The 21,673-nt window shown below is 71.2% G+C and carries 15 protein-coding genes, 1 tRNA gene and 1 pseudogene; 3 read left to right on the plus strand and 14 right to left on the minus strand.

Going from position 1 to position 21,673, the window contains the following annotated elements; translation table 11 throughout:
- Nucleotides 1-3 precede the first annotated feature (3 nt).
- The 7 genes from ACF07B_RS21630 to ACF07B_RS21660 all read right to left on the minus strand — a co-directional run bounded on the left by ACF07B_RS21630 (nucleotide 4) and on the right by ACF07B_RS21660 (nucleotide 7,096).
- The gene (locus ACF07B_RS21630; RefSeq protein WP_392180125.1) at nucleotides 4-582 is read right to left on the minus strand and encodes a VOC family protein; all 579 of its coding nucleotides are present in this window, start codon (nucleotides 580-582) and stop codon (nucleotides 4-6) included.
- Nucleotides 583-623: 41 nt separating this feature from the next.
- Nucleotides 624-1,355, minus strand: coding sequence for an HAD family hydrolase (locus ACF07B_RS21635; protein WP_392180126.1), 732 nt, complete (start codon nucleotides 1,353-1,355; stop codon nucleotides 624-626).
- Nucleotides 1,356-1,425: 70 nt separating this feature from the next.
- Nucleotides 1,426-2,583 (minus strand): VWA-like domain-containing protein, encoded by a 1,158-nt coding sequence (locus tag ACF07B_RS21640; protein ID WP_392180127.1) that lies wholly within the window; start codon nucleotides 2,581-2,583, stop codon nucleotides 1,426-1,428.
- 41 nt (nucleotides 2,584-2,624) lie between these two features.
- A complete protein-coding gene (locus ACF07B_RS21645; RefSeq protein WP_392180128.1) occupies nucleotides 2,625-3,836 on the minus strand; it encodes an AAA family ATPase in 1,212 nt (403 codons plus the stop codon).
- Entirely contained in the window at nucleotides 3,833-5,782 is a 1,950-nt protein-coding gene (locus tag ACF07B_RS21650; RefSeq protein WP_392180129.1) for an ankyrin repeat domain-containing protein, read from the minus strand. The genes ACF07B_RS21645 and ACF07B_RS21650 overlap by 4 nt, the downstream gene beginning before the upstream one ends.
- Nucleotides 5,779-6,912 carry a gala protein gene (locus ACF07B_RS21655; protein WP_392180130.1) on the minus strand — a complete coding sequence of 378 codons (1,134 nt, stop codon included), beginning with the start codon at nucleotides 6,910-6,912 and terminating at the stop codon, nucleotides 5,779-5,781. The genes ACF07B_RS21650 and ACF07B_RS21655 overlap by 4 nt, the downstream gene beginning before the upstream one ends.
- 108 nt (nucleotides 6,913-7,020) lie before the next feature.
- Nucleotides 7,021-7,096: transfer RNA gene (locus ACF07B_RS21660), tRNA-Arg, on the minus strand.
- 318 nt (nucleotides 7,097-7,414) lie between these two features.
- Here ACF07B_RS21660 and ACF07B_RS21665 point away from each other — a divergent pair.
- The 3 genes from ACF07B_RS21665 (at nucleotide 7,415) to ACF07B_RS21675 (ending at nucleotide 10,070) form a co-directional block, all read left to right on the plus strand.
- A complete protein-coding gene (locus tag ACF07B_RS21665; RefSeq protein ID WP_392180131.1) occupies nucleotides 7,415-8,572 on the plus strand; it encodes an MFS transporter in 1,158 nt (385 codons plus the stop codon).
- An 85-nt stretch (nucleotides 8,573-8,657) separates the two neighbouring features.
- A complete protein-coding gene (locus ACF07B_RS21670; RefSeq protein ID WP_392180132.1) occupies nucleotides 8,658-9,494 on the plus strand; it encodes an LLM class flavin-dependent oxidoreductase in 837 nt (278 codons plus the stop codon).
- 27 nt (nucleotides 9,495-9,521) lie between these two features.
- A complete protein-coding gene (locus ACF07B_RS21675; protein WP_392180133.1) occupies nucleotides 9,522-10,070 on the plus strand; it encodes a nucleoside deaminase in 549 nt (182 codons plus the stop codon).
- A 71-nt stretch (nucleotides 10,071-10,141) separates the two neighbouring features.
- Here ACF07B_RS21675 and ACF07B_RS21680 read toward each other — a convergent pair whose 3' ends face one another.
- From ACF07B_RS21680 to ACF07B_RS21710, 7 genes and pseudogenes are all read right to left on the minus strand, one after another.
- Nucleotides 10,142-10,594 carry a cupin domain-containing protein gene (locus ACF07B_RS21680; protein ID WP_329297406.1) on the minus strand — a complete coding sequence of 151 codons (453 nt, stop codon included), beginning with the start codon at nucleotides 10,592-10,594 and terminating at the stop codon, nucleotides 10,142-10,144.
- 62 nt (nucleotides 10,595-10,656) lie between these two features.
- Nucleotides 10,657-11,922, minus strand: coding sequence for an MFS transporter (locus ACF07B_RS21685; RefSeq protein ID WP_392180134.1), 1,266 nt, complete (start codon nucleotides 11,920-11,922; stop codon nucleotides 10,657-10,659).
- A gap of 8 nt (nucleotides 11,923-11,930) precedes the next feature.
- The gene (locus ACF07B_RS21690) at nucleotides 11,931-14,534 is read right to left on the minus strand and encodes an ATP-grasp domain-containing protein (RefSeq protein ID WP_392180135.1); all 2,604 of its coding nucleotides are present in this window, start codon (nucleotides 14,532-14,534) and stop codon (nucleotides 11,931-11,933) included.
- Nucleotides 14,531-15,787, minus strand: coding sequence for a cysteine synthase (locus ACF07B_RS21695; protein WP_392180196.1), 1,257 nt, complete (start codon nucleotides 15,785-15,787; stop codon nucleotides 14,531-14,533). The genes ACF07B_RS21690 and ACF07B_RS21695 overlap by 4 nt, the downstream gene beginning before the upstream one ends.
- A gap of 27 nt (nucleotides 15,788-15,814) precedes the next feature.
- Nucleotides 15,815-16,768, minus strand: a pseudogene (locus ACF07B_RS21700) (acetyl-CoA carboxylase biotin carboxylase subunit family protein); the annotation flags it as partial.
- Between the two features lie 130 nt (nucleotides 16,769-16,898).
- On the minus strand, nucleotides 16,899-17,507 hold the full coding sequence (gene epsC / locus ACF07B_RS21705) for a serine O-acetyltransferase EpsC (RefSeq protein WP_392180136.1): 609 nt from the start codon (nucleotides 17,505-17,507) through the stop codon (nucleotides 16,899-16,901).
- Between the two features lie 62 nt (nucleotides 17,508-17,569).
- Complete coding sequence (locus ACF07B_RS21710) at nucleotides 17,570-21,595, minus strand: amino acid adenylation domain-containing protein (RefSeq protein WP_392180137.1); 4,026 nt, start codon at nucleotides 21,593-21,595, stop codon at nucleotides 17,570-17,572.
- Between the last annotated feature and the right edge of the window lie 78 nt (nucleotides 21,596-21,673).

A 21,673-nucleotide genomic window follows, 5' to 3' on the forward strand; every position in this document is an offset into this window, starting at 1 on the left:
CGGTCAGTTCGTGACGTGGAACTCGTTGCCGCCGGCGTCCAGGAACTCGCCCGGTTCACCATCGCGTCGGGTGACCTCCAGGCGCAGCCTGTTCCTCCCCGCCTTCGGCGCCGCGGGCGGTCCCATCACCAGCGAGACCGTGCTGGAGGGCCTCCGGCGCAGGCGGACGCCCCAGTCGTGGTGCTCGGCCGCGTGCCAGTCCGCCTGGGACTGCCAGAAGGCGGACTGCGCGAAGCGGTCTTCCTCGGCGACGTCGAGGCAGACCGCGACGAGGCCGGAGTCGGCGAGCACGCCGGGGTGGCCGGGGCGCAGCACACAGAACTCGTTGCCCTCCGGATCGGCCAGGACGTCCCACGGAACGTCCCCCTGGCCGATGTCGATCCGGGTCGCGCCGAGTCCGACCAGTCGTGCCACCTCGGCTTCCCATTCGGGTCCCCCGGCCAGGTCGAGGTGGAGTCGGTTCTTGGACGACGGCTTCGGGATCGCGGTCGGCACGAGGCGCAGCCGCAGGCCGTCCGTCCGCCCCTTCGTGGCGTCCCGCCAGAAGCGGTCCATGCGCGCGACGTCCAGTGCGTCGATCACGATTCCCGTCAGCAATCCGTGCCCCCAAGCCGTCGAAGCCCTCAACTCCCCATTGTCTCCGTCTCTTTCGGCTGCCACGGGCTGGAGCGCGTCGCGGTGCCCGCGCCCTCGGGCCGGTGAGGTGGGAGGCCGGACGCGAAGGCGAGGATGTCGCCGACCGCGTCGCGCAGGCTGTCGAAGTGGCGGTGCACTCCGTCCTCCGCTTCGGCGGTGTTGACTCCCCACACCGTCATCCCGGCACGCAGGCCGGACCGCACCCCGGAGGGGGCGTCCTCGATGACCAGGCACTCCTCCGGTCTGGCGCCGAGTCGTGCGGCGGCCCGCAGATACGGCACCGGCGACGGCTTCCCTTCCTCCACAGCGGCCGCGTCCACCAAGACCTCGGGCACCGGCAGACCCGTCCGCGCGAAACGCCCCCGGACCCGGTGCTCGTAGTTCGAGGTCACCAACGCCCAGGCCCCGGCCCTCAACGAACTCAGCAACTCCAAGGCGCCGTCGAAGGCGGTGTAGGTGCCTGAGCGAACGTCCTCGTCCTCCAACTCGTGGAGTGCCGCCAGACATTCTCGGGGGTCCTTGTCCGGCGCGACCTGGGCGAAGGTCTCCATCGGCCTGGTCCGCAACGCCACTCGGTGAACCTCGTCGGGGTCCAGTCCGTACCGCTCCGCCCATGTCCGCCAGACCAGACGCTGGTTCTCCACGGCGTCGATCAGCGTGCCATCGACATCGAACAGGACATACCTCGCCGCACCGGGACGGCCGGGTTCACTGGTCACGCCTCGATCATGCCATCAGGCCCTCGGCCTGGATCACAGCGCGTTCCGGCCGGGCCGGACGCCGGTCCCGTCAGGCGCGAATCCGTACCGTCTCCACCCATTTCGGGGGCTGTGGTGCCGTGGTGCCGATCAGGGCCGCGATGACCCGGCAGGGTGGACTCTCGTCGGGCCAGGGGGTGATCCCGTCGGTGAGGACCACGACGATGTTCGGGCGGTCCGGCGTCGCGAGCGCCGCCTCGATGCCGACGCGCATGTCCGTGCCGCCACCGCCGCCCAGGGTGATCTGCTCGGTGGCCGCGACCCGGGACACCGCCTGCACATCGGCGTCGCATGCCAGCACGGTCACGCGGTTGCCCCGTACACCCACCTCACGCAGGACACCCGTCACCTCCGCGAGGGCGGCGGCCAGTTCGGCGTCTCCCATCGAACCGGAGGTGTCGATGACCACGGCCACCCTCGGCAGCGGGCGGCGCAGACTCGGGAGGACGACGCCGCGCAGGGCCGGGGTGCGGCGCGACGGGCGGCGATAGGTGTAGTCGACGGCTCCGCCCGCCCAGGCCGCGGCTTCCCGCACCGCGCCGGACAGCGCCTGCCGCCAGTCCACCGTCGGTTCCAGGATCTGCTCGGCCCAGCGTTGCCAGCCCCCGGGCAGGGTGCCCCGCACACGCTGGTGGGCACGCATCGCGTCGGCGGTCTGCCGCCGCAGTGCCTGCGCCTCGATGTCCCCGATCCGTGCGGACCCGGCGTCCCCAGGCAGCTCCCAGGGCACGGGCCGGCCGTGGGCGCCCGATCCGCAGTCCGGCGTACGCACCTCCGGCGGCAGCCGCTCGACGTACACCTCGAACAACTGGCCCTCGGGAAGACCGAACAGGCGGGGTTCCATGCGCCCCTCGGGCAGCCGGAGACCGTCGGCGAGCAGGTCGTCGTTGATCTCGCAGTCCTGGGCGACGTTGACGCGGTGCCCGTCGCGCTGGACGGCGGCCGGGAGACGGTCCGCCCGGCCGTGGTGGTCGCGCAGCAGATGCGCCACCTCGTGCACCCACACGCCCGCGAGCTCCGGCACCGGCGTCGCCTCGACGAAGGCGGCAGACACATAACAGCGCCAGTGCCGGTCCACCCCCATCGTGGGCACCCGCGTGCTCGGCACCACGGTCAGGGAGTACAACGCGGCCGCCAGATACGGCCGGTCGCTCGCCGCCCGGTAGCGGGCGGCGAGCAGTTTGGTCATGTCCAGGGCGTCGCGGGACTCGTCCCCGGTGCCCGCACCCGTCACCGGCTGCCGCCGGGCAGCGCCCCCGACGTCCGCAGCAGGTCCAGGAACCCGTCGATGCCGGGCGGTACGGGCCAGTCGAGGTGCCGCATCGCCGCGAGGTCGGTGGCGGCCCGTGCGGCCACGTCCGGTACGCCCGCGTCCACGGCCTTGGCCAGCACGGTCCAGCAGGCCTCCCACCGGGGCCGGGTGAGGTCGCTCTGGACGGCGGCGACCACCGCGATGAGGAACGCCAGCTGCCGGTCACCGCGTTCGGGCAGGGCGAAGGCGTCCGGATCGGCGAGGACACGGTCGGGGTCGGGCAGGTCGAGGTGTTCGAGGTAGGACAGCAGCTCCAGGCCCGCGCCGTCCCCGACGGCACCGGTCAGCGCGGCGGCCAGCGCCTCTCGGCCGGCGCCGGCCGCGTATCCGGTGGCGAGCAGTCTGAGCGCCATCTCCCAGGTCCGAGGGGACGGCCAGGACCGGCCGCGGCTCTCGGCGTCGCCGGGGATGTGGTGGACCAGGCCGGGCCGGGCCGTCAGGAAGCCGGAGATCGCGCCGCGGGCCCGGGCGACCGCGCCGGGCACCTTGGCGGCGCCGACGACGGGCACGGTCACCTCCGGCCAGGTGCCGGCCATGCCGCGGGCGACGGTCCGGGGGTCGTGGGTCCATTCGAGGTGGACGAACCGGTTGGCGAGCGGTGGGCTGAGATGCCAGCCGTCGGCCGCGCTGGAGGGCGGGTTGGCGGCGGCGACGATGCGTACCGCCTCCGGCAGGACCAGGCTGCCCACCCGTCGTTCGAGCACCACGCGCAGCAGGGCCGCCTGTACGGCGGGCGGCGCGGAGGAGAGTTCGTCGAAGAAGAGCAGACCCTGTCCGGCTCGCGCGAGGCGGACCGCCCAGTCCGGCGGGGCCATCGGGACGCCGGTCGTGGCCGGGTCGTCACCGACGATGGGCAGTCCGGCGAAGTCGGAAGGTTCGTGCACGCTGGCGATGACCGTCTCCAGCGGCAGGCCGAGCCCGGCGGCGAGCTGTTCCAGGGCGGCCGACTTGCCGATTCCGGGTTCGCCCCACAGCAGCACGGGCTGATTGGCCGTCACGGCCAGTGCGAGCGCCTCCAGTTGAGGGTTCGCGGTGGGTTCGGTGCGGTGTGTACGCAGCCTGCGGTTGAGGTCGTCCGCGGCGGCCAGCGGGCCGGACGGCGCGGTGGGGGCGGTCACACCGGTGTTCAAAGGGACAGCCTCTCCTCGTCGCCGCCTTCGTCGACGGACTCTTCACCGGGCTCGTCACCATGCTCATCGCCGGGCTCGTCACCAGGCTCATCGGCAAACTCGTCGCTGGGCTCGGGGGCGAACCCGTCGCCCGGCTCATCGCCGGGGTCGTCATCGGGCTCGACATCGTCGTCGGGCTCGGCGGGCTCGTCGCCGTAGCGCTCCGCCGCCTCCTCCATCCATTCGTCCCACCACTCGGCGCCGATGCCGGGGTGCTCCGCCTGGACGCGCTTTTGGAGGAAGGCCAGGTCGCGCCGCTTGTAACGGCGGACGATCTGGGCCAGCGACAGATCGGACTCGTCGACCGCGTCGAGCCGTGCCCCGGCGGCCACGAGCGCCTCCACCAGGGCCTTCGAACCGAGGTCGTTGGCCGCCACGTACAGCGGTGTGCGTTGCCGCTGGTCGCGGGCTTCGAGGTCGAGCCCTTCCGCCAGCAGTCGCGGCAGGAGCGGCTCGTGGTCGAGGAGGTTCAGCAGGTGCAGCAGGGTGCGGCCTTTGGGGTCCCGTACGCGCGGGTCGACACCGGCGTCGAGCAGTTCCAGCACGCCGGGGGTGTCGCCGTGCTGGACGCGCAGGAAGAGTTCGTTGCGCTGGGCCCGCAGCGCCTTCGGCAGCCGGCCCTCGCCGGAGGTCCATGTCTGCTCCACGGCGAAGCAGCCGGCGATGGCGCCGCCGAAGGCGCGCAGGGCGCGCTCGCGCTGTTGTTCCTCGTCGCTGTGCGGCATGGCCGGGAGGCCGCCGGGGCGGAAGGCCACCTCGTGCCATTCGCCGCGGCACCTGATCCGCACGGGTTCGGGGAGCGTCGGGCCTGGCGGGCCGGCCGGGGCCGCTGGGACGGGGAGGGCGGGGAACAGTGCGTCGCGGACGAGCGGATGAAGGTGCTCCGCCGCTACGCCACCGGCGCGCATGAGGTCGAGGTCGGGGAGCCTGCGCCACAGGGCCTCGGCGAGCAGGGGATGGTCCTTGACCTCGTCCCGGTCGACGGCTCGCATCAGCAGCCCGCCGGACTCCGCGGGCTCCAGCAGGATGTGGGTCCGCCAGTGCGCGGCGATGACGAAGCGGTCGCCGACGCCTTCGGCGATCTGCCGGCGGATCTCCGGCTCCAGGCCGGTGTGGTCGAGCGCGATCCCGCCCAGCAGCTCCTCGAGGGCCACCAACCGGCGCGAGTTCTGCGGGCGGGTCAGGTCCGCCTCGATGCCGGCGGCGGCGAGGGCGGCCTGGGTCTCGCCCTTCTGGTGCAGCAGCGTGGCCCACTCGGCGCGCGCCGCCGGGTCCCCCACGCCGGGATCGGCCGTGGGCAGTTCGTCCGTGCCACGCGGGGTGGCGTCGGCGTGGAAGAACGGCGGCCGGTCCGCACCGCCGCCGCAGCGTTCGAGCAGTTCGGCGGTGTGCCGGGTGTCCCACAGGTGCCGGGCGGACCGCCAGTCCTCGGTGCCCGGCCCGAAGACTCCCGCGGCCCGCTCGTTCTCGACCGTGCTGAACCGCAGGGCGATCCGCTGCGGTCCCTCGACCATCGCGGGCGTGGTGATGTGCAGGTACGGCGTGGTCAGATGGTTCTCGTCGGCCGTCTTCGGGCGGTAGCGCGCCAGGACGACCGTCCCGTCCGTGGCGAGCGTGGTCCGCCCGCCGAGCAGGCGCGGCGCATGCCAGCGCAGCAGGTCGGGGGCGAGGTGACGGAGGTCGTCCTCCAGAGCCGTGGCGACGTCGTCGCCGCAGTGGTCGGCCACCTCGGACAGCTCGAAGGTGATGTCGATGTTGGCCGCCGCGCAGGCTCCGCGCCAGTCACCTGCCAGCCGGGACGCGGTCGCACGGTCGATCATCCAGCGCGGCACGGCGTACCGGCGGATCCGGCGCCGGCTCGACGCCTCGTCCGCGGGGAAGCAGCGCAGTTCGCCACCAGAGCTCAACGGTAGACGCTCCCTATCGCACGCAGGTCGGGGTGCGCCCCGCCGACGGGCCGCAGGCGCCGGGTGAAGGACCGCTTCACCTTGCGGGGCAGGCCGGGCCCCAGACCGACGTACTCCAGGGGCGTGTTGTCGGGAACGGCCGCCAGCAGGGACTTGGCGCCCCGCCCGGTCAGACCGGTGTGGCACAACTCGAGCCGGCGCAGCGGGCTGCCGGGCAGAGCGGCGGCCAGCGCGTGGGCGCCTTCGTCGCCGGTGGTGTTGGCCGGGGCGCCGAGGCTGCGTTCCGACATCGGCCGGCCCAGGTCGAGTACCTCGATGCCGCCGAGGGAGTCGGCGAGGGCCCGGGCACCGGTGGGGCCGATGCCGTTGCCGCCCAGGCCGAGGCGTACGGGCCGCGCGGGATCGGCGGCCGCGGCGAGGATCGCGGCGCCCTCGTCCCCGAGGTGGTTGGCGGGGAGGTACAGCTCGCGCACGCCCGCTTCACGGATCAGCGCCGCCAGGAGCGGGGCGGCGTCGGCGGTCAGCCCGTTGCCGCCGAGGAAGAGTCGTTCCACCGGGCTGGGCCGGTCGGTCAGGGTCTCGCACAGGGCTCGCAGACCGTCGGTGGTCAGACCGGTGTTGACCAGGTCGAGGGTACGCAGCGTGGTGTTGCGGCGGAGCATCGTGGCGAGGGCCCGGGCGCCGTGGTCGCCCACCGGGTTGCGCTTGAGCCACAGGGCGTGGACGGTGGCGTCCGTCGTGAGCGCGTCGGTGAGCGCGGCGACGCCGTCGGGGCCGATGCGGTTGCAGCCGAGGTAGAGCGTGTGCAGGCCATGGCCGTCGGTGAGTGCGTCGGCGACCGTGCGGGCTCCCTCGTCGCCGATGGCGTTGGTGCCGAGCAGGAGGTGGGCGGCGTGCGGGGAGGCCGCGGCCACGGGCATCAGGCGGGCGGCGCCGCCCGCTCCGAGTCCCTGCTTGCACAGGTCGACACGTCCGTCGGCGCGCACGGTGCCGAGCGGGAACGTCTCGTCGGCCTCGACCGGCCGGGCGGACCGCAGTCGGACCAACAAGGGTTCCAGCGCGGCGGGTTCGCTGATCGGGATGTCGGGGTGCTCGATCGCGGGGCAGCGTACGGGTGTCGTCTGCGTCATCACCACTCCACCGGTCCATCGCCGGTGCCCGGCGCGCCGGGGGCGGCATCCATCGCCCTCCGCCCGCCAGGGTGAACCGACAGCAATCGACTTCCACTACGACAAGGGTGGCAAGGCCGGCCGGATTCGAACCGACGTCCTCCAGCTCGATGCTTGGGCGCGACGACCTCTGCGCTACAGCCTTGCCACGGTGATCATAACCACCATCGCGCCCGCGTTCGAACCCGGTTGGGCACAACGGGGACCGGACGGCTCGGACGGGGAGGTCTGTTGGGCGCTCCGGACCATCCTGGAGGGAGTCCGCGGTGGGTGAGGCGGGTACCTTCGTCGATGTGCCCGAGAAGACCACGCGCGCTTTCCGCGACCCGTACCCGGCCCGGACGCACACCCGGTTCACGCCCGTGACCGGATCGCGGTGATCACGCCCGCCGACCCGTCCGCGGACCCGACCTCGTCGACCGACCGTTCCCGGGCACCGGCTGCCGGGCGGGGGCGAGCAGCGGTGGCCGGCACCCTGGTCGCCGCGTTCGGCGGCTTCGCCAGCTTCAACGTGACGCTCTCCGCGATGCCCGCGTACGCCGTCCGGTCCGGCGCCGGACCGTCGGGGGCCGGAGTGCTCACCGCCACGCTGATGGCGGCCACCCTGGTCGTCCAGCCGTTCACGCCGCGGCTCTTCGCCCGGCTCGGACGCCGGTACTCCCTCGCGCTCAGCGGTGTACTGCTCGCGCTGCCCTGCCTGTTGCTGCCTGCCGCCACGACGATGTCCACCCTGGCGGGTCTCGCGGCGGTGCGCGGGCTGGGTTTCGGCGTCTTCGTCGTCGCCGGCGTCACCTTCACCGCCGAACTGTTCCCGCCCGGCAGACGCGGGCGAGCCATCGGCTGGTACGGCGCGGTGGTCGGAGTCGCCGGTGTCCTGGGGGCTCCCCTGGGCATCGCCCTGGCCCGACAGGAGGCGTACGGGCTCGCCTTCGCCCTGGCGGGGGGCGCGGCCGCTCTGGTCGTGGCCGGCGCGTTCGGCCTTCGTCAGGGAACGGCGCCGGCCCACCGGACAGCACCGAGGTCCCTCCGCTCATGGTCCCTGCGCGGGACCTGGCGAACGCTGCGCCCCATGACCGGCCCCTTGTTGGTGGAGGTCGCCTCCACCATCGCCTACGGCGTCGTCTTCACCTTTCTGCCGCTCACCGCCTCGGCCGCGCCCGAGGCGCTCCTGGCCGCGCAGGCCTTCACCGTGCTCAGCCGGCTCGGGGCCGGGTGGCTCATCGACCGCCACGGCGGCCGCCGGGTGCTCGTCCCTGCCGTCGTGGTCACCACTCTGGGCACCGCCGCGGGTGCGGCCTCTCACGAGACGGCCCTGCTGCTGATCGGTACCGCCCTGTTCGGAGCGGGCTTCGGAGCCCTCCAGAGCGCCACTCTGGTATTCGCCATGGAGGCGGCCGGGGACACCCCCGCCGGTCTCGGCGTGGCCGGGGTCGCCTGGAACGTCGCCTTCGACGGCGGTACGGGAGTCGGCTCGCTCGCGGGCGGCCCCTTGCTCTCCGTCGGCGGCCCGGCCCTCCTCTTCCCGGCGACGGCGACCCTGCTGGCCGTATTCCTTGTCGTGGACTTCCGCACGATACGCCCGCGGCATTCGAAGAATGGCGGTTCGGCGCGCGAGACCTGACGCCGGCCGCTCGTCACACATTCGGATCCTCGAAAGCCCTGGTGTCAACTACACGTCCACGGAGCACAGTTGCTAGTGTTGGGCCATGCGGATAGGCGTGAATGTTCCCAACTTCGGTCCCGGCACGAACCCGGATGTCCTGGCCCGCTGGGCCAAAACAGTGGAAGGCCTCGGCTTCGACCTGTTGATGCTCTCCGACCATGTGGCGATCACCTCGGACGTCGCCAAACAATATCCCGCCCCATTTTATGAACCCGTCACAACTCTCGCCTGGCTGGCCGGAATTACGACCAGGCTCAAGCTGGGTACGACGGTCCTCATCGCCCCCTACCGACACCCCCTGCTGGTCGCCCGCATGGCGGCCAACCTGCACCAACTCAGCGGTGGCCGACTGATCCTCGGCGTCGGGGTCGGATGGGCGCGAGAGGAGTTCGAGGCCCTGGGTGTCGCCTTCGAGCGACGCGGCGCTCTCACCGACGAACACCTGCGGGCCATACGGGCGGCGTGGGAGAACGAAGCGGATTACGGCTGCGGACAGGTTCCGATCTGGGTCGGCGGAAACAGTGACGCCGCAATGCGCCGGGCCGTACGATTCGCGTCTCCGTGGCATCCGCTGCGGTTCACGATGCCCTGGTTCAGAGAGGCTCTGAACCGGCTGAACACTATTTCGGCCGATCTCGGCGAGCCGGTCCCCGAGTTGGTGCCGCGCATATTTCTCCGGATCACGGAGAAACCGATCGACCACCTGGATCGCCGGGCGGGCGAAGGAACCCTTGAGCAGATTCTCGAGGACATCGAGGAATTGCGTCGCGCCGGCGCCGAGACCGTACTGCTCGATCCGTACCACGGCGATCCGAACGAGACCTTGCGGCCCGAGGTGGCATGGCAGGCCCTGGCCACCATCGCCGCCCACCGGCCTTAGCCGACAACTTCCAGAAACGGAGCAACAGTGGCCCCCAACGACCACGACCTTCCCGACAGCGGTACCCCCGGCGCCGACACCGTCGGCGAGGCCGAACTGCCCTACCTGCGCCGCTGCGTGGAGCTGGCGGCCGAGGCGGTGGAGGCCGGTGACTGGCCGTTCGGATCCGTGCTCGTCGACGCGGACGGCAAGATCCTGGCCGAGGAACGCAACCGTGAGTCCACCACCGGCGACCCGACCGCGCACCCGGAGTTCGAACTCGCCCGCTGGGCCGCGGCCCATCTGAGCCCCGAGGCACGAGCCACCGCGACCGTGTACACCTCGGGTGAGCACTGCCCGATGTGCGCGGCCGCGCACGGGTGGGTCGGGCTGGGACGGATCGTGTACGCGAGCTCGTCCCAGCAGGCCCGGGACTGGAAGGCGGAGTGGGGCGTGCCCATCACCTCGCCCTTGAGTCCGCTGTCCATCCAGGACGTCGTCCCCGGTCTCGCAGTGGCGGGCCCGGTTCCGGAACTCGCCGAGCAGGTAAGGGACTTGCAGTGGCGTTTCCGTACCAGGAACAGCACGGCCGGCTGACCGCCGTACGAACGCCGGGCCTGGCAGCGGAATCCGCTGCCAGGCCCTGATCGTTCCCACGTGTTCGTGGGTCACACCATGAACTGGTCGTACTTGGCCATGTGTTCCTGCAGTTCCTCCAGGCTGGGGTTGCGCCCGTTGGCCGTGAGGCGCCCGAGGCCGCGGAAGTAGTCCTCACGGTTGTAGATCGGATAGAACATGATGAGCAGCGTGGCGTCCTCGTTGCCCCTGTTCGTGAACCCGTGCGGCTCGCCCTTGGGTATGTAGGCGAACGCCCCGGGCTCGCCGACCACCTTGCGGTCACCGATGGTGAACTCGATCTCGCCCTTCACCACGTAGAACATCTCGGTGGACTGCTTGTGGATGTGCGGGCTGGCACCGCTCGCCTCCGGAGCCATGTGGTGCTCGAAGAATCCGAACTCCCCGTCGGAGTCGGCCGTGGTGAGCTTGAGGTAGGTCCTCTTCGTGTCCCGGATGTTGACGAACTCGCCTTCGCCCGAGGGAACATACAGCGGAACGGACATGTCTCTCCTTGAATGATGAGCAACTGTGCTGAATCGACTACGGGTTCGACGTGCGGGGTCCGTTACGTGGCCTGGGCCAGGCTCGCGTCCGCGGGTGTCCTGCTGTCCGCCTGGGCCTGCGCCCACCGGCCGATGAGCGGCGCCGCCAGGCCACAGACGGCGAACAGCGCGGCCAGGACCGACCATCCCGCGGTGCCGCTCGTCACGACCAGGCTGACCACGACCGGTGCGGCGATCTGCTGCACCGCCACGCCCAGCCAGAAGACCGAGAGGTAGACGCCCTCCTCCCCGGGCACCGCGAGCAGGTAGGACCCGCCCCAGCCGCCGGCGGACTGGAACAACTCGCCGCCGGTCAGGGCGACCATGGCCAGGAGCAGCACCCCGACGGCCAGGACGACCGGCAGCTTCGGCGCCGCGACGAGCAGCAGGCAGCAGACGGCCAGGCAGATCCCGGCCCGCACCAGCGCCCGCGCCGCCCCGGCGATGGTGTCGGTGTCCCGGCTGGCCCGGACCTGCAGAGCGACCGCGAGCACGGTGTTGACCGCGACCAGGGGCGAGATCAGCGCGGAGGAGACAGCGGTGTGACCGACGATCCACAGCGGGATCCCGATGCTGAGCAGGGTCATGTGCATGGTGAGCACCGCGTTGATCCCGGTGAACGACAGGAACGATCCGTCGCGCAGCACACTGACCGAGAAGCGACGGCGCAGACTCTTCGCCGGCGCGCTGAGCACCGGCAGCCGGGCGGCCAGTGTCGCCAGTACGGCGAAGGAGGCGGCGTTCACCAGCAGGATCGCGGAGTACCCCGCCCGGCTGTCGATCAGGAGCCCGATGCCGCCCAGCAGGGCGCCGACCGTGAAGCCGACGTTGCGCAGCGACCGCAGGATGGCGACCACCCTGACCCGGTCCTCCGTCGCCGTCGCCTGCCCGACCAGAGCCTGTTCCATCGGTGCCGCCGCCTTGTCGACCAGGCCGAGCAGACACACCACGGTCAGGAACTGCCACAGGTTCTGGACGAACGGGTAGAGCACGAAGCAGGCGCAGCGCCACAGGCTCACCCCGACCAGCACCTTCTTCGGGCCGATCCGGTCGGCCAGGATGCCGATCGGGATCGCCGTGGCCAGGGCGATGGCGGCGGACAGCGTCAGGCCGAGACCGAGGCTCCCCTCCGACAGCCGGACCGACCTGGTGATGAAGGGCACGGAGACGGCCAGGAAGGCACCGGTACCCACCGCGTCGATCATCGCCATCACGGCCAGCCGGATGCCGACCGAGCCTCCGGGCATGGATCCGCGCCATCCGCGGACGCGCTGCCACAGAACAGACATGTGTTTCCTCAATCGGTTGCGATACGGATGGCGGTCTCCGCGTCCAGGACGCGGTGCCGCGTGGTGTTCGCGTCCGGCCCGGTCGCGATGACGTGCCCGGCGCGGTCCCAGGAGGACGCCCACGGCCGGACTTCCTGACCGGGTTCGACATCCACCTCCACGGCCTGGACGCCGGGCAGCTTCCGGGCCGTGTCCACGCCCACGACCTCGGTCACGGTGCCGGGACCGGCGGCCAGGAAGCGGATCGCCGAGGTCCGCTGCGACGATCGGGGCAGCGTGACCGGACGGCCTGCCAGCAGGTCGATGAGGGTCAGCCTGATCCGTGTGTCGTAGGCCAGGTCGACCAGGTCGACGAGGTAGTCACCGGGGCACCTGCCGGCGCATTCGACCAGCGTCGGTCCCGAGTCGGTCAGGATCCACTCGGCGTGCAGGATGCCGGTCCCGAACCCGATCGAGGTGACCAGCGCCCGCATGGCGGTGGCGAACGCGGCCTGTGTGTCCGGGTCGAGCGGCGCGGGCAGCAGATGGCCGAGTTCGACCGGGTACGGACCCGGAATCACGGTCTTGGCCGTGTTGTTCTGGAAGACGATCTCGCCCCGCTGAACCAGTGCCTCGACGCTGTACTCGGGACCCTGCAGTCGTTCCTCGGCGAGGAAGCGCCAGGCCAGTTGCCGGTCGGGCACCTGCTCGTACTCGGCGGCGGACGAGGTCCGTTCCCAGGCCTGTGCCGCGGTGGTGGCGTCGACGGAGTCCAGGAGTTGAACGCCGACACTCGCCTGCCGGTTCGCCGGCTTGACGACCACCGGGCCGTCACCGGCGAACTCGAGGATGTCGGCGGGCCCGTGCACCTCGCGCCAGCGCGGATTGCGGACCCCTCCGGCGCCGGAGACCTCGCGCAGCCGGACCTTGTCCCGCAAGGCCTGCGCGGCGGCCTCGGTCGCGCCCGGCAGCCCGAGCTTCTCGGCCAGCGCGGCTGCCGCCGGCACCGCGTACTCGAGCCCCGGCACGACCGCGGCCACGGTTCGCGATGCCGTCAGCTCGGCGGCCAGGTCCAGGGCTTCGGTCGACTGCTGATAGCTCGCCGGCACGATCCGGTCCAGGCAGTCGAAACGCGCTGCGGCCTCTCCCAGTTCCCGCTTGCGGATGATGTCGGGTTCCTCGATGACCACGACCGACCGGCTGGGAACCTTCCCGTCGACCGCGCGCAGGTAGGCCGCGTTGTAGCCGACGAACACGACCTGTGCGTCGGTGGGGGCGGCGGTCATGGCGACCTCCGTGTCGTCGGTGGGGAGCTCTGCATGGTCCTTGCCTTTCTGCGGGGTGGGGGGACGCGTGGCCGACGGTGCTCGTACGGGCGCGGCGGCCCGGCCGTCGGCCCGGACGGGCGTTCCGTCGATGACGACTTCGATCGCGGAGAGCACCTGCGCGCAGCGGGCCCTGGCTTCCTCGGGAGTGGGGCCGGAGACGATGACGTGCCCGTGCCTGCTCTTGGAGTCGCGGACCGCCGGCACGGTGTCGCCGGGGCGCAGCTTGATGCTCAGCTCGTCGACGTGACCGAGCCGAGCGGCTGTCTCCAGGCCGCGGATCTCACCGACGCGGCCGGGCGGGAAGGTGAAGAACCGTACGACCGCCGTCGCCCGGGACGCGACCGGCTCGGCCGCCGTGCCCGCGAGGGCGGTGAAGATCGCCTGTTCGATGTCCAGTCCGGTGGCCAGCTCGACGAGCCGCGGTATGCGGTCACCGCCGAGCCGGGCCTGTGACTCGACGATGCGCGGGCCGTGCGGGGTCCAGATCACCTCGGTGTGCGCGGGACCGAACCGGTAGCCGCACGCCGTGAGGAACTCTGTGGTGAGGGCCTCGATGCTTCGCCGACGGTCCTCGGGCAGTGGCGCCGGATGGACGTGTCCCACTTCCACGAACAGCGGCGGCGGTCCCAGGACCTTCTCGGTGACGCCGACGACCAGGTGCCGGCCGTCCTTGCTCAGCGTCTCGACACTGTACTCGGGACCCCGCAGGTACTCCTCGACCAGGAAAGGGCCGTCGTAGTCGTACTGGTCGACGATCGCGCTCCATGCCGCCCGGTCCTCGGCGTCCTGCCAGAGGTACACGCCTCGGCTGCCGGCGAGCGCTGTGGGCTTGACGACCGCCGGGTAGCCGATGCGCTCGACCGCGTCCGGTACGTCGTGCCGGGTCGGTGCGGCCTCGAAGGACACCGGGGACAGACCGCGCCGGGCCAGCAGGTCCCGCATCGCGTGCTTGTCGACGAGGCGGCGGATCGCCGCGGCCGGGTTGACCTCGGCGTGCAGGTCCTCGGCCACCTCGTAGGCGGTGATCATCGATTCTTCTCTGCCGATGTGGTAGATCACCGTGGCGTGGTGTTCCCGGGCCACCTCGCGAAGGGTGCGGCGCAGCAGCTCCGTGTCCCCGAAGTCGACCGTCACGAACAGGTCCGCCAGCTCGCGCACGTCGTCGAGGTACTCGGGCGACTCGAGCCGTGGGTCCCAGAGCGCGCCGACCCAGAACCCCTCGGCCTGTGCCTTGCGCACGAACTGGCGGTACGGCATCACCATCAGCAGGCGCGGCCGGGCGTCGGCGGGCGCGGGCGCTGTCACCGGGCACCTCCGGCGGCGGCTCCGGCGGGTACCGGCTCGGTCTCGCGGCCGAGCAGGCTCAGGTACCGCTCACCGGTGTCGGGCAGCAGCGTCACGATGCGCTTGCCCCGGTACTCCGGACGGCCGGCCACCACACCGGAGGCGTGGACGACCGCACCGGCCGAGACACCGACCAGGAGGCCCACGTGGAGCGCGAGCCGCCGGGTGGTGTCCAGCGCGTCCCGGTCGGAGACCGCGATCACCTCGTCGATCAGGCGTCGATCCGTGGTCGGCGCGATGAAGCCGCCGTTGAAACCCGGTATGGAGTGGGTTCCGGGCTCACCGCCGGACAGCAGGGGCGACCCGGCCGGTTCCACCGCGACGATCCGGACGGCGGGGTGCCGCTCGCGCAGGTACCGCCCCACACCGCTGATCGTGCCGCCGGTGCCGACTCCGCAGACGAACACGTCGACCCACCCGTCGGTGTCGGCCCAGATCTCCGGACCGGTCGACTCGTAGTGCGCACGGGTGTTGTCCGGATTGTCGTGCTGGCAGCAGAACCACGAGCCGGGGGTCCGCTGGTGGAGTTCCGCGGCCTTGTCCACCGCGGCCTGGTAGCCACCGGTGTGCGGCGTCCGCACCACTTCGGCGCCGAGCGACCGCAGGATGGCCACCCGCTCCTGCGTGGCGTTGTCCGGCAGCACGATGACACAGCGGTAGCCGCGGGCCGCCGCCAGCGCGGCCAGCGAGATCCCGGTGTTGCCCGAGGTCGCCTCGATCACGGTGCCGTTGCCCGGGGTGAGCAGCCCTTGTTCCTCGGCGCCGCGCAGCATCGACAGCGCGGCCCGGTCCTTGCTGCTGGACCAGGGATTGAACAGCTCAAGTTTCGCCAGCACCTCGGCATCGCCCGGGACACCGTCCGTGATGCGGTCCACCGGCAGCCGGAGCAGCGGTGTGCGGCCGATCAGGTCGACCAGGGAGTGGGCGACGGGGCGCCGGATGACCGGCTCCGTGCGGATGTCGATCTCCTTCGCGGCGGCCTCTGCGGTCCGCGCCGCGAGCTGGGCGGTCTCGGCCACCACGAGCACATGACCGGCGCGGTCGCCGTTGCGGCGCAACTCCCGCAGAACAGTGCCCGGTTGCGGCTTGACGACGACCTCCTCGACGCCGGGCAGCGCGGCGGCCCGTTCCTGCCCGCTGACCGACACCACGCGGCCGGGCTGTGCCGTGAGGTACCGGATGGCGGCACCGCCGACCGGCCGCTCGGGCAGCACCCGGGCCGGGAGCGGCTGTCCGAGGTACTGCCGGGCGACCAGCTCCAGTGAGCGGATGCCGAGGGCGCGGTCGACGAGATAGGTGATCTTGCCGCCGGCGGGCCTGGGGTTGATCTCGATGAGCTTGGGCCCGGACTCGGTCACCTTGATCTCGACATGGGCCATGCCCAGGTCGAACCCGACCGCGCGGAGCGCCTCCACGGCCAGGTCGCCGCAGGCGCGGACGACCGGCTCGGGCAGGCTGGAGGGGAAGCTGTGGGCGATCTCGACGAAGTAGCCCTGGCCGATCACCGACTTGTCGGTGACCCCGAACACCTCGTAGCGGTCGCCGTCGGCCAGGACCTCCACACTGACCTCGGGGCCGCTGAGGTACTCCTCGACCATCAGCTCGTGGTGGCGGGCCTGGCCGCGCGTGTTCTCGCGGCGTGACCGGATCAGCGCGACGTGTTCGGCGGCCTGGGACGCGGTCTCGACGAGCCGGACGTCGGCGCTGCTGGTCTCGTCGGCGGGCTTCACGACACAGGGCAGGCCGATCTCGGTCGCTGCCGCCTCCGCCTCGGCCGGGGTTTCGACGGTGCGGAACGCCGGTATGGCGACGCCGAGTTCGGCGCAGCGCCGGCGCATCGACGCCTTGTTGCGCGCGGTCGCCACGCCGTCGACGCTGACCGTGGGGAGTCCGAGGTGGACCGCCACCTCGGCGGCCACGACCACGTCGTACTCGGCCAGGGTCAAGAACGCGTCGAAGGGGTGCGCGGCCCCGGCCGCGTGCACGTGCGGCAGGAGTTCTTCGAAAATGTTCGTCTCGCAGTGGACGATCTCGTCGACGTAGTTGTCGAAGTAGGCCGGGCCGCCCGGTACTTCCAGGTACCGGTCCAGGTCGCGGGTGAAGAAGGTGACGCGGCAGTCGAGTTCCTTGATGATCTGCAGGCCCTCGAAGCCGGAACCGGAGAGGTTGCTCTCCACGACACCGACGTGAATCATCTATGCCTCCGATGGCATACCGACGCGTGGTCGGGTTGAGCGGGACGACGGACGGCGGGTGACAAGCGGCGTACAGGGAACGGCGCACGACGAGCGGCGGGCAGTGCCGGCGCACCGGTCCGGGCGGCCGTCACCAGCACCCGGACGTGGCCAGCGAGCGCAGCAACTGGTCCGCCTCCTCTCGGTCGGCGGCCGAGAGCCGCGGCACGATCTCTGCCGTGGGGGCCATCACCCGGGCGCCTGAGGGCACATCGCGCAGGACGAGCGAACCCGCGCCGATCAGCGCGTCGTCGCCGACGGTGACCGGGCCGAGCACGATCGCGTTGGCGCCGAGCACCACGCGGTCGCCGACGACCGGATGCCGGCGGGCGCCGGGCTCGCGTCGCCCGTCCCGCCACCAGCCGACCGCGCCCAGCGTGACCTGGTGGAAGATCGTGACGTCGTCGCCGACCTCGGCCGTCTCCCCGATGACCACCGCGGCCCCGTGATCGATGAACACGCGCCGGCCGAGCCTCGCGCCCGGATGGATCTCGATGCCGCCGGTGACCGCACGCGCGAGGTAGGCGAGGAGCCGGGCGAGTTGACGGTGCCCGCGGGAGTAGAGGACGGAGGCCAGCCGGTGGGTCCACAGCGCCGGCAGCGCGGGATGCAGCAGCGCCTCCGCGCGTGTGCGGACCGACGGGTCCCGCGCGACGATCACGGAGAGGTCCTCTCTCGCCCTCATGATCACCCTGCGCATGCGATCCTCCGTGAAATCATGTCCTGTTTCTCCGTGGGCACAGTCGAATTCGGTGGCAGGCTTCAGTAGTTCGGGGCCTTGACCAGCTTTCCGGTGCCTTCGACGATCTCCGGTATGTACACCCGCTCGGTCCAGGCGTCCTGAGCCACCGGTTCGAGGGCGATCGACACCGCCCCCTCGTCGACCGAGAACGCGGTCCGGACCGCGCTGGTGATCGCGTCGACGAGTGCCGATATCTGGTCGGCTGCGAGGTTGTTCGGGAAATGCTTGATGCTGACGTGGGGCACTCCGATGACCTTTCCGGGGAGTTGTGCGGCCTTGATGGCGGTGACGAGTTCGTCTATTCCGCTCGCGCGCAGCAGTTCGTAGTGATCGGCCTTGAGGCGGCTGATCCTGGGGGGCGTGCTCGACAGTGTGTGGCCGGTGTCGATGAAGGAGTCCTGGTCGCCGTCGGCACGGAAAACCGTGATCGGCGCCGTGATTCCGCGCCGGGCCAATTCGTGCGGGGCGTACTCGAAGAGAAAGGTCTGCCGCACCACGCCGACGATCCTGCGGACCAGTTCGCGGTCGAGGTGCGAGAACCGGCCGCAGACGAAGGCGATGAACGAGTCCTCGTCATGGGTCGCGGCCAGACACGCGTCGACAGCCGGCTGTTCGAGATTCCCGGCGAACACCGAGTAGAGAATCGCGACGAAGGTGGTGTCGGTGAAACTGACCGCCGCCTCGGCGGACGCGCGGGCCCCGGCGCGTTTACCGACCGGCGGCTTGCCCGGCGCGATCAGGATCACCTCGTCGACCTGTTCGCCGACGGACTCCAGTTGACGGGCCGCCTCGAACGCGGCTCGGGCTCCGAAGGAGTAGCCCCACAGGGTGTAGGGGCCCACCGGCTGGACCTGCCGGATGAGTTCGACGTCCTTGGCGACCATCTCGTCGAACGACGGGTAGGCGGTCTCGCCCGCGTTGATGCCGTGGGCCTGGACACCGAGAAAGGGCCGGTCCTGCTCCAGCCTGCCGGCCAGCAGCCGCAGGCTCATCGGGTATCCGCCCAGACCGGGCCAGCAGAAGACCGGCCGCCCGCCTTCCGCGGTGTGCAGCCGCACCAGCCTCGACAGCGCGCTCGCGGGCTCACGGTCGACGCGTCGGGCCAGCTCCGCGATGGTCGGAGCGTCGAACAGCACTTGGAGCGGCAGGGCGCTGCCGAGTTCCCGGTTGATGCGGCCGACCAGGTTGACCGCGGTCAGCGAGTGCCCCCCGGCGGCGAAGAAGTTGTCCCGGATCGAGACGCGCTCCTGCCGCAGCACCTTCCGCCACAGCCGGGCGATGGCTTCCTCGGTGGGCGTGCGCGGGGGGACGACCGGCGCTTCGCTGTCTTCCACGGCGGCCTTGTCCAGGTCGCGCAGCGCCTGGTGGTCGATCTTGCCGTTCGGGGTGAGGGGGAAGGCGTCCAGGACGGTGACCCGGTTGGGCACCATGTACGGAGGGAGGGACTCGGCGAGATTGTCCTTCACGATCTCGGCGGGCCCCCGCATGTGGACCGCGTCCTCCTTCATGCCCTCGCTGAGCCGCTGCTCGGCGCTGATGCGGCCGCCGACGGCGAAGTAGGAGGCCGTGTCCGGGCCGAGGCCGACGATGTCCGCGATGCGCCGGGCCGACGGCAGGGGGTTGCCGGTCTCCGAGCTGTAGCCGGAGGACATCAGCCCCAGATCGAGGCCGTTCGCCTGCAGGCGCTGGAGTTCCCTGCCGAGGTCGACGTAGCGCCGCCAGGGGTCGGACGCGTGGCCGATCAGACTGATCCCGAAGTCCGCGCGCTCGTAGACCTCCTGGTTGATGGCGATGACGTCCCGCTTGCGGATCAGGTCGTCGGACACACGCACCAGCTCGCCGCCGGTGTAGCGGTACTGACCGCCGTCGAGATCCGCGATCCGGCCGGGATGAGCCTGCACGTACAGGTCGACCGGGCTGTCCGCGTCCGGGGTGTCCGCCGCCTCCACCTCGTACGTGGCCAGGTGGTGGTCCTCTTGTGGGCAGCGCAGGACGTCCTTGACCTCGGGCGCTTCCGGGCGGGCGCTGATCCGCAGCCCGTACGCGGGCAGCACATGGTCGAACAGACCGGCCAGGTGACCGGCTTCGAACCTGAGGACTTCCTGGATGTTGTTCCGGTAGACGGGCTCGATGGCCGACCGGCGTCCGACGAGGTGGACGCGCAGTCTCGGAACACCGGCGGGGGCACCGCTGATCAGCACGAGCCGATGACTGACCGGATGGTAGTAGTAGAAGCCCGGTGCGAGGCCCGCGACGCCGGACATCTCCAGGTACAACTGCGTGGCGTACAGCGAGCCCGGTGAGGCGTACCCGTACTTGGGCAACAGCCGTTCACCGCTGGGGAACTGCCCGAAGTAGCGCAGCAGGGAGCCGAGTTCGGGCAGTGTCAGGGTGTCCGGCGTCCGCGGCGCGTCCACTCGGTCGGCCGGTCGGGCGAGCAGGCCGAGGAGGTCGGACCGGGTGGTCTCGCCCCCTTCGAAGAACCGGTACGTCTTGCGGGCGAACACCGTGCGCCGCTGCCGGACCGTGGCCGTCCGTCCGGGCAGGTCGACGTGCGGTGCCCCGCCCTCCTGGCGGACTCCCGGATTCGAGAGCTGCGCCTTGAGTTGAAGTCTGCTGCCCTTGGACTGGTGGTGTGCGCCGTGGTTGCCCTGGTCCATCAGCGCGGCCCGCTGGGGATCGAGCTCGATGAAGGCGATGAGGTTGGTGCCGATCCTCGCGTCGTCCCGGACCAGGACGGCGGCGCGCTTGACCCAGTCGTGTCGTTCGATGGAGACCTTGACCTCGTCGAGCTCGACCCGGAACCCGCGCAACTTGACCTGGGTGTCGGTGCGGCCGAGGAACTGCGCGGTGCCGTCGTCGTTCCACCGGGCCAGATCACCGGTGCGGTAGAGGCGGGCCGATTCGGGACCGGTGGCGAACGGGTTGGTGACGAATCGCTCGGCGGTCAGCTCGGGGTTGTTCAGATACCCCCGGGCGAGTTGGGGTCCCGCGATGTGGAGTTCACCCGACTGCCCCCGCGCGACCGGCCGGCGCGCGGTGTCGAGGATGTGGAAGCTCATGCCCCGCACCGGCAGGCCGATGGGGATGTGGTCCGGACCGTGCTGCACGGAGTCGCGGTCCACCACGTGGGCCGAGGCGTTGATGGTGCACTCGCTCGGGCCGTACAGGTTGACCAGTTCGCAGCCGGGTAACGCGTCGAGCAGCTCGATCGCCAGGCTCTTGGTGAGTGCCTCGCCTCCGCTGAAGACATGGGTGAGCGAGGTGCAGTCGGACAGCCGTCCGGTGTCGACAAGCGCCTGCAGCAGGGTCGGCACGCCCTGAAGAGTGGTCACCTCGTTCGCCACGATCAGGTCGATGAGGCCGCCGGGGTCGGCGTAGACCCCCGGCTCGCTCATCACCACGCTGCTGCCGCAGGCCGGCGCGAGGATCTCCCACTGCGCCGCGTCGAAACTCAGCGGTGTCTTCTGCAGCACCGTTCTGGTGGCGTCCAGGCCCCGTTCGCCGGCCAGCCAGCGCATCTGATCGACGATGCTGTGGTGTTCGATGCCGATGCCCTTCGGGTTGCCCGTGCTTCCCGAGGTGTAGATGACGTAGGCAAGGCCGGCACCCTGCTCAGGTGAAGGCAGCGAGGGAGGGACGGCCAGGGGCTCCGGCTCGGTCGCCCGGTGGGCTCGTGTCCGGGAGAGGACGACGATCTTCGTTCCTGGCGGCGTCATCGCGGACAGGCGGGGCGCCAAGGACTCGTCCGTCAGGATGATCCTGGTCCGTGAGTCGGCGACCATGTAGCGCACGCGCTCGTCCGGGTACTCGGGCGACAGCGGGAGGTACGCGGCGCCCGCGTGCAGGACTCCCCAGACGCTCGCCATGAGGTCGACGGACGGCCCCATGAAGATGCCGACGGGGTCGTCCGCCGCGGCACCGAGCCGCCGCAGCCGGTCCGCCACGTCCTCACTGCGCTCATGCAGCTGCCGAAACGTCAGCCGCTCCGTGCCGCAGGAGACGGCGGTCCGGTCGGGTTGGGCGTGCGTGGCCGCACGCAGCATGTCTGACAGAGAAGTTTTCTCGGGCCCCGTTGGTTTCGCCATCGTCCTTCGAACCTAGAATTCGTCGTTTCCGGGCAA

Source organism: Streptomyces sp. NPDC015532 (assembly GCF_043078065.1).
Taxonomy (GTDB): Bacteria; Actinomycetota; Actinomycetes; order Streptomycetales; family Streptomycetaceae; genus Streptomyces.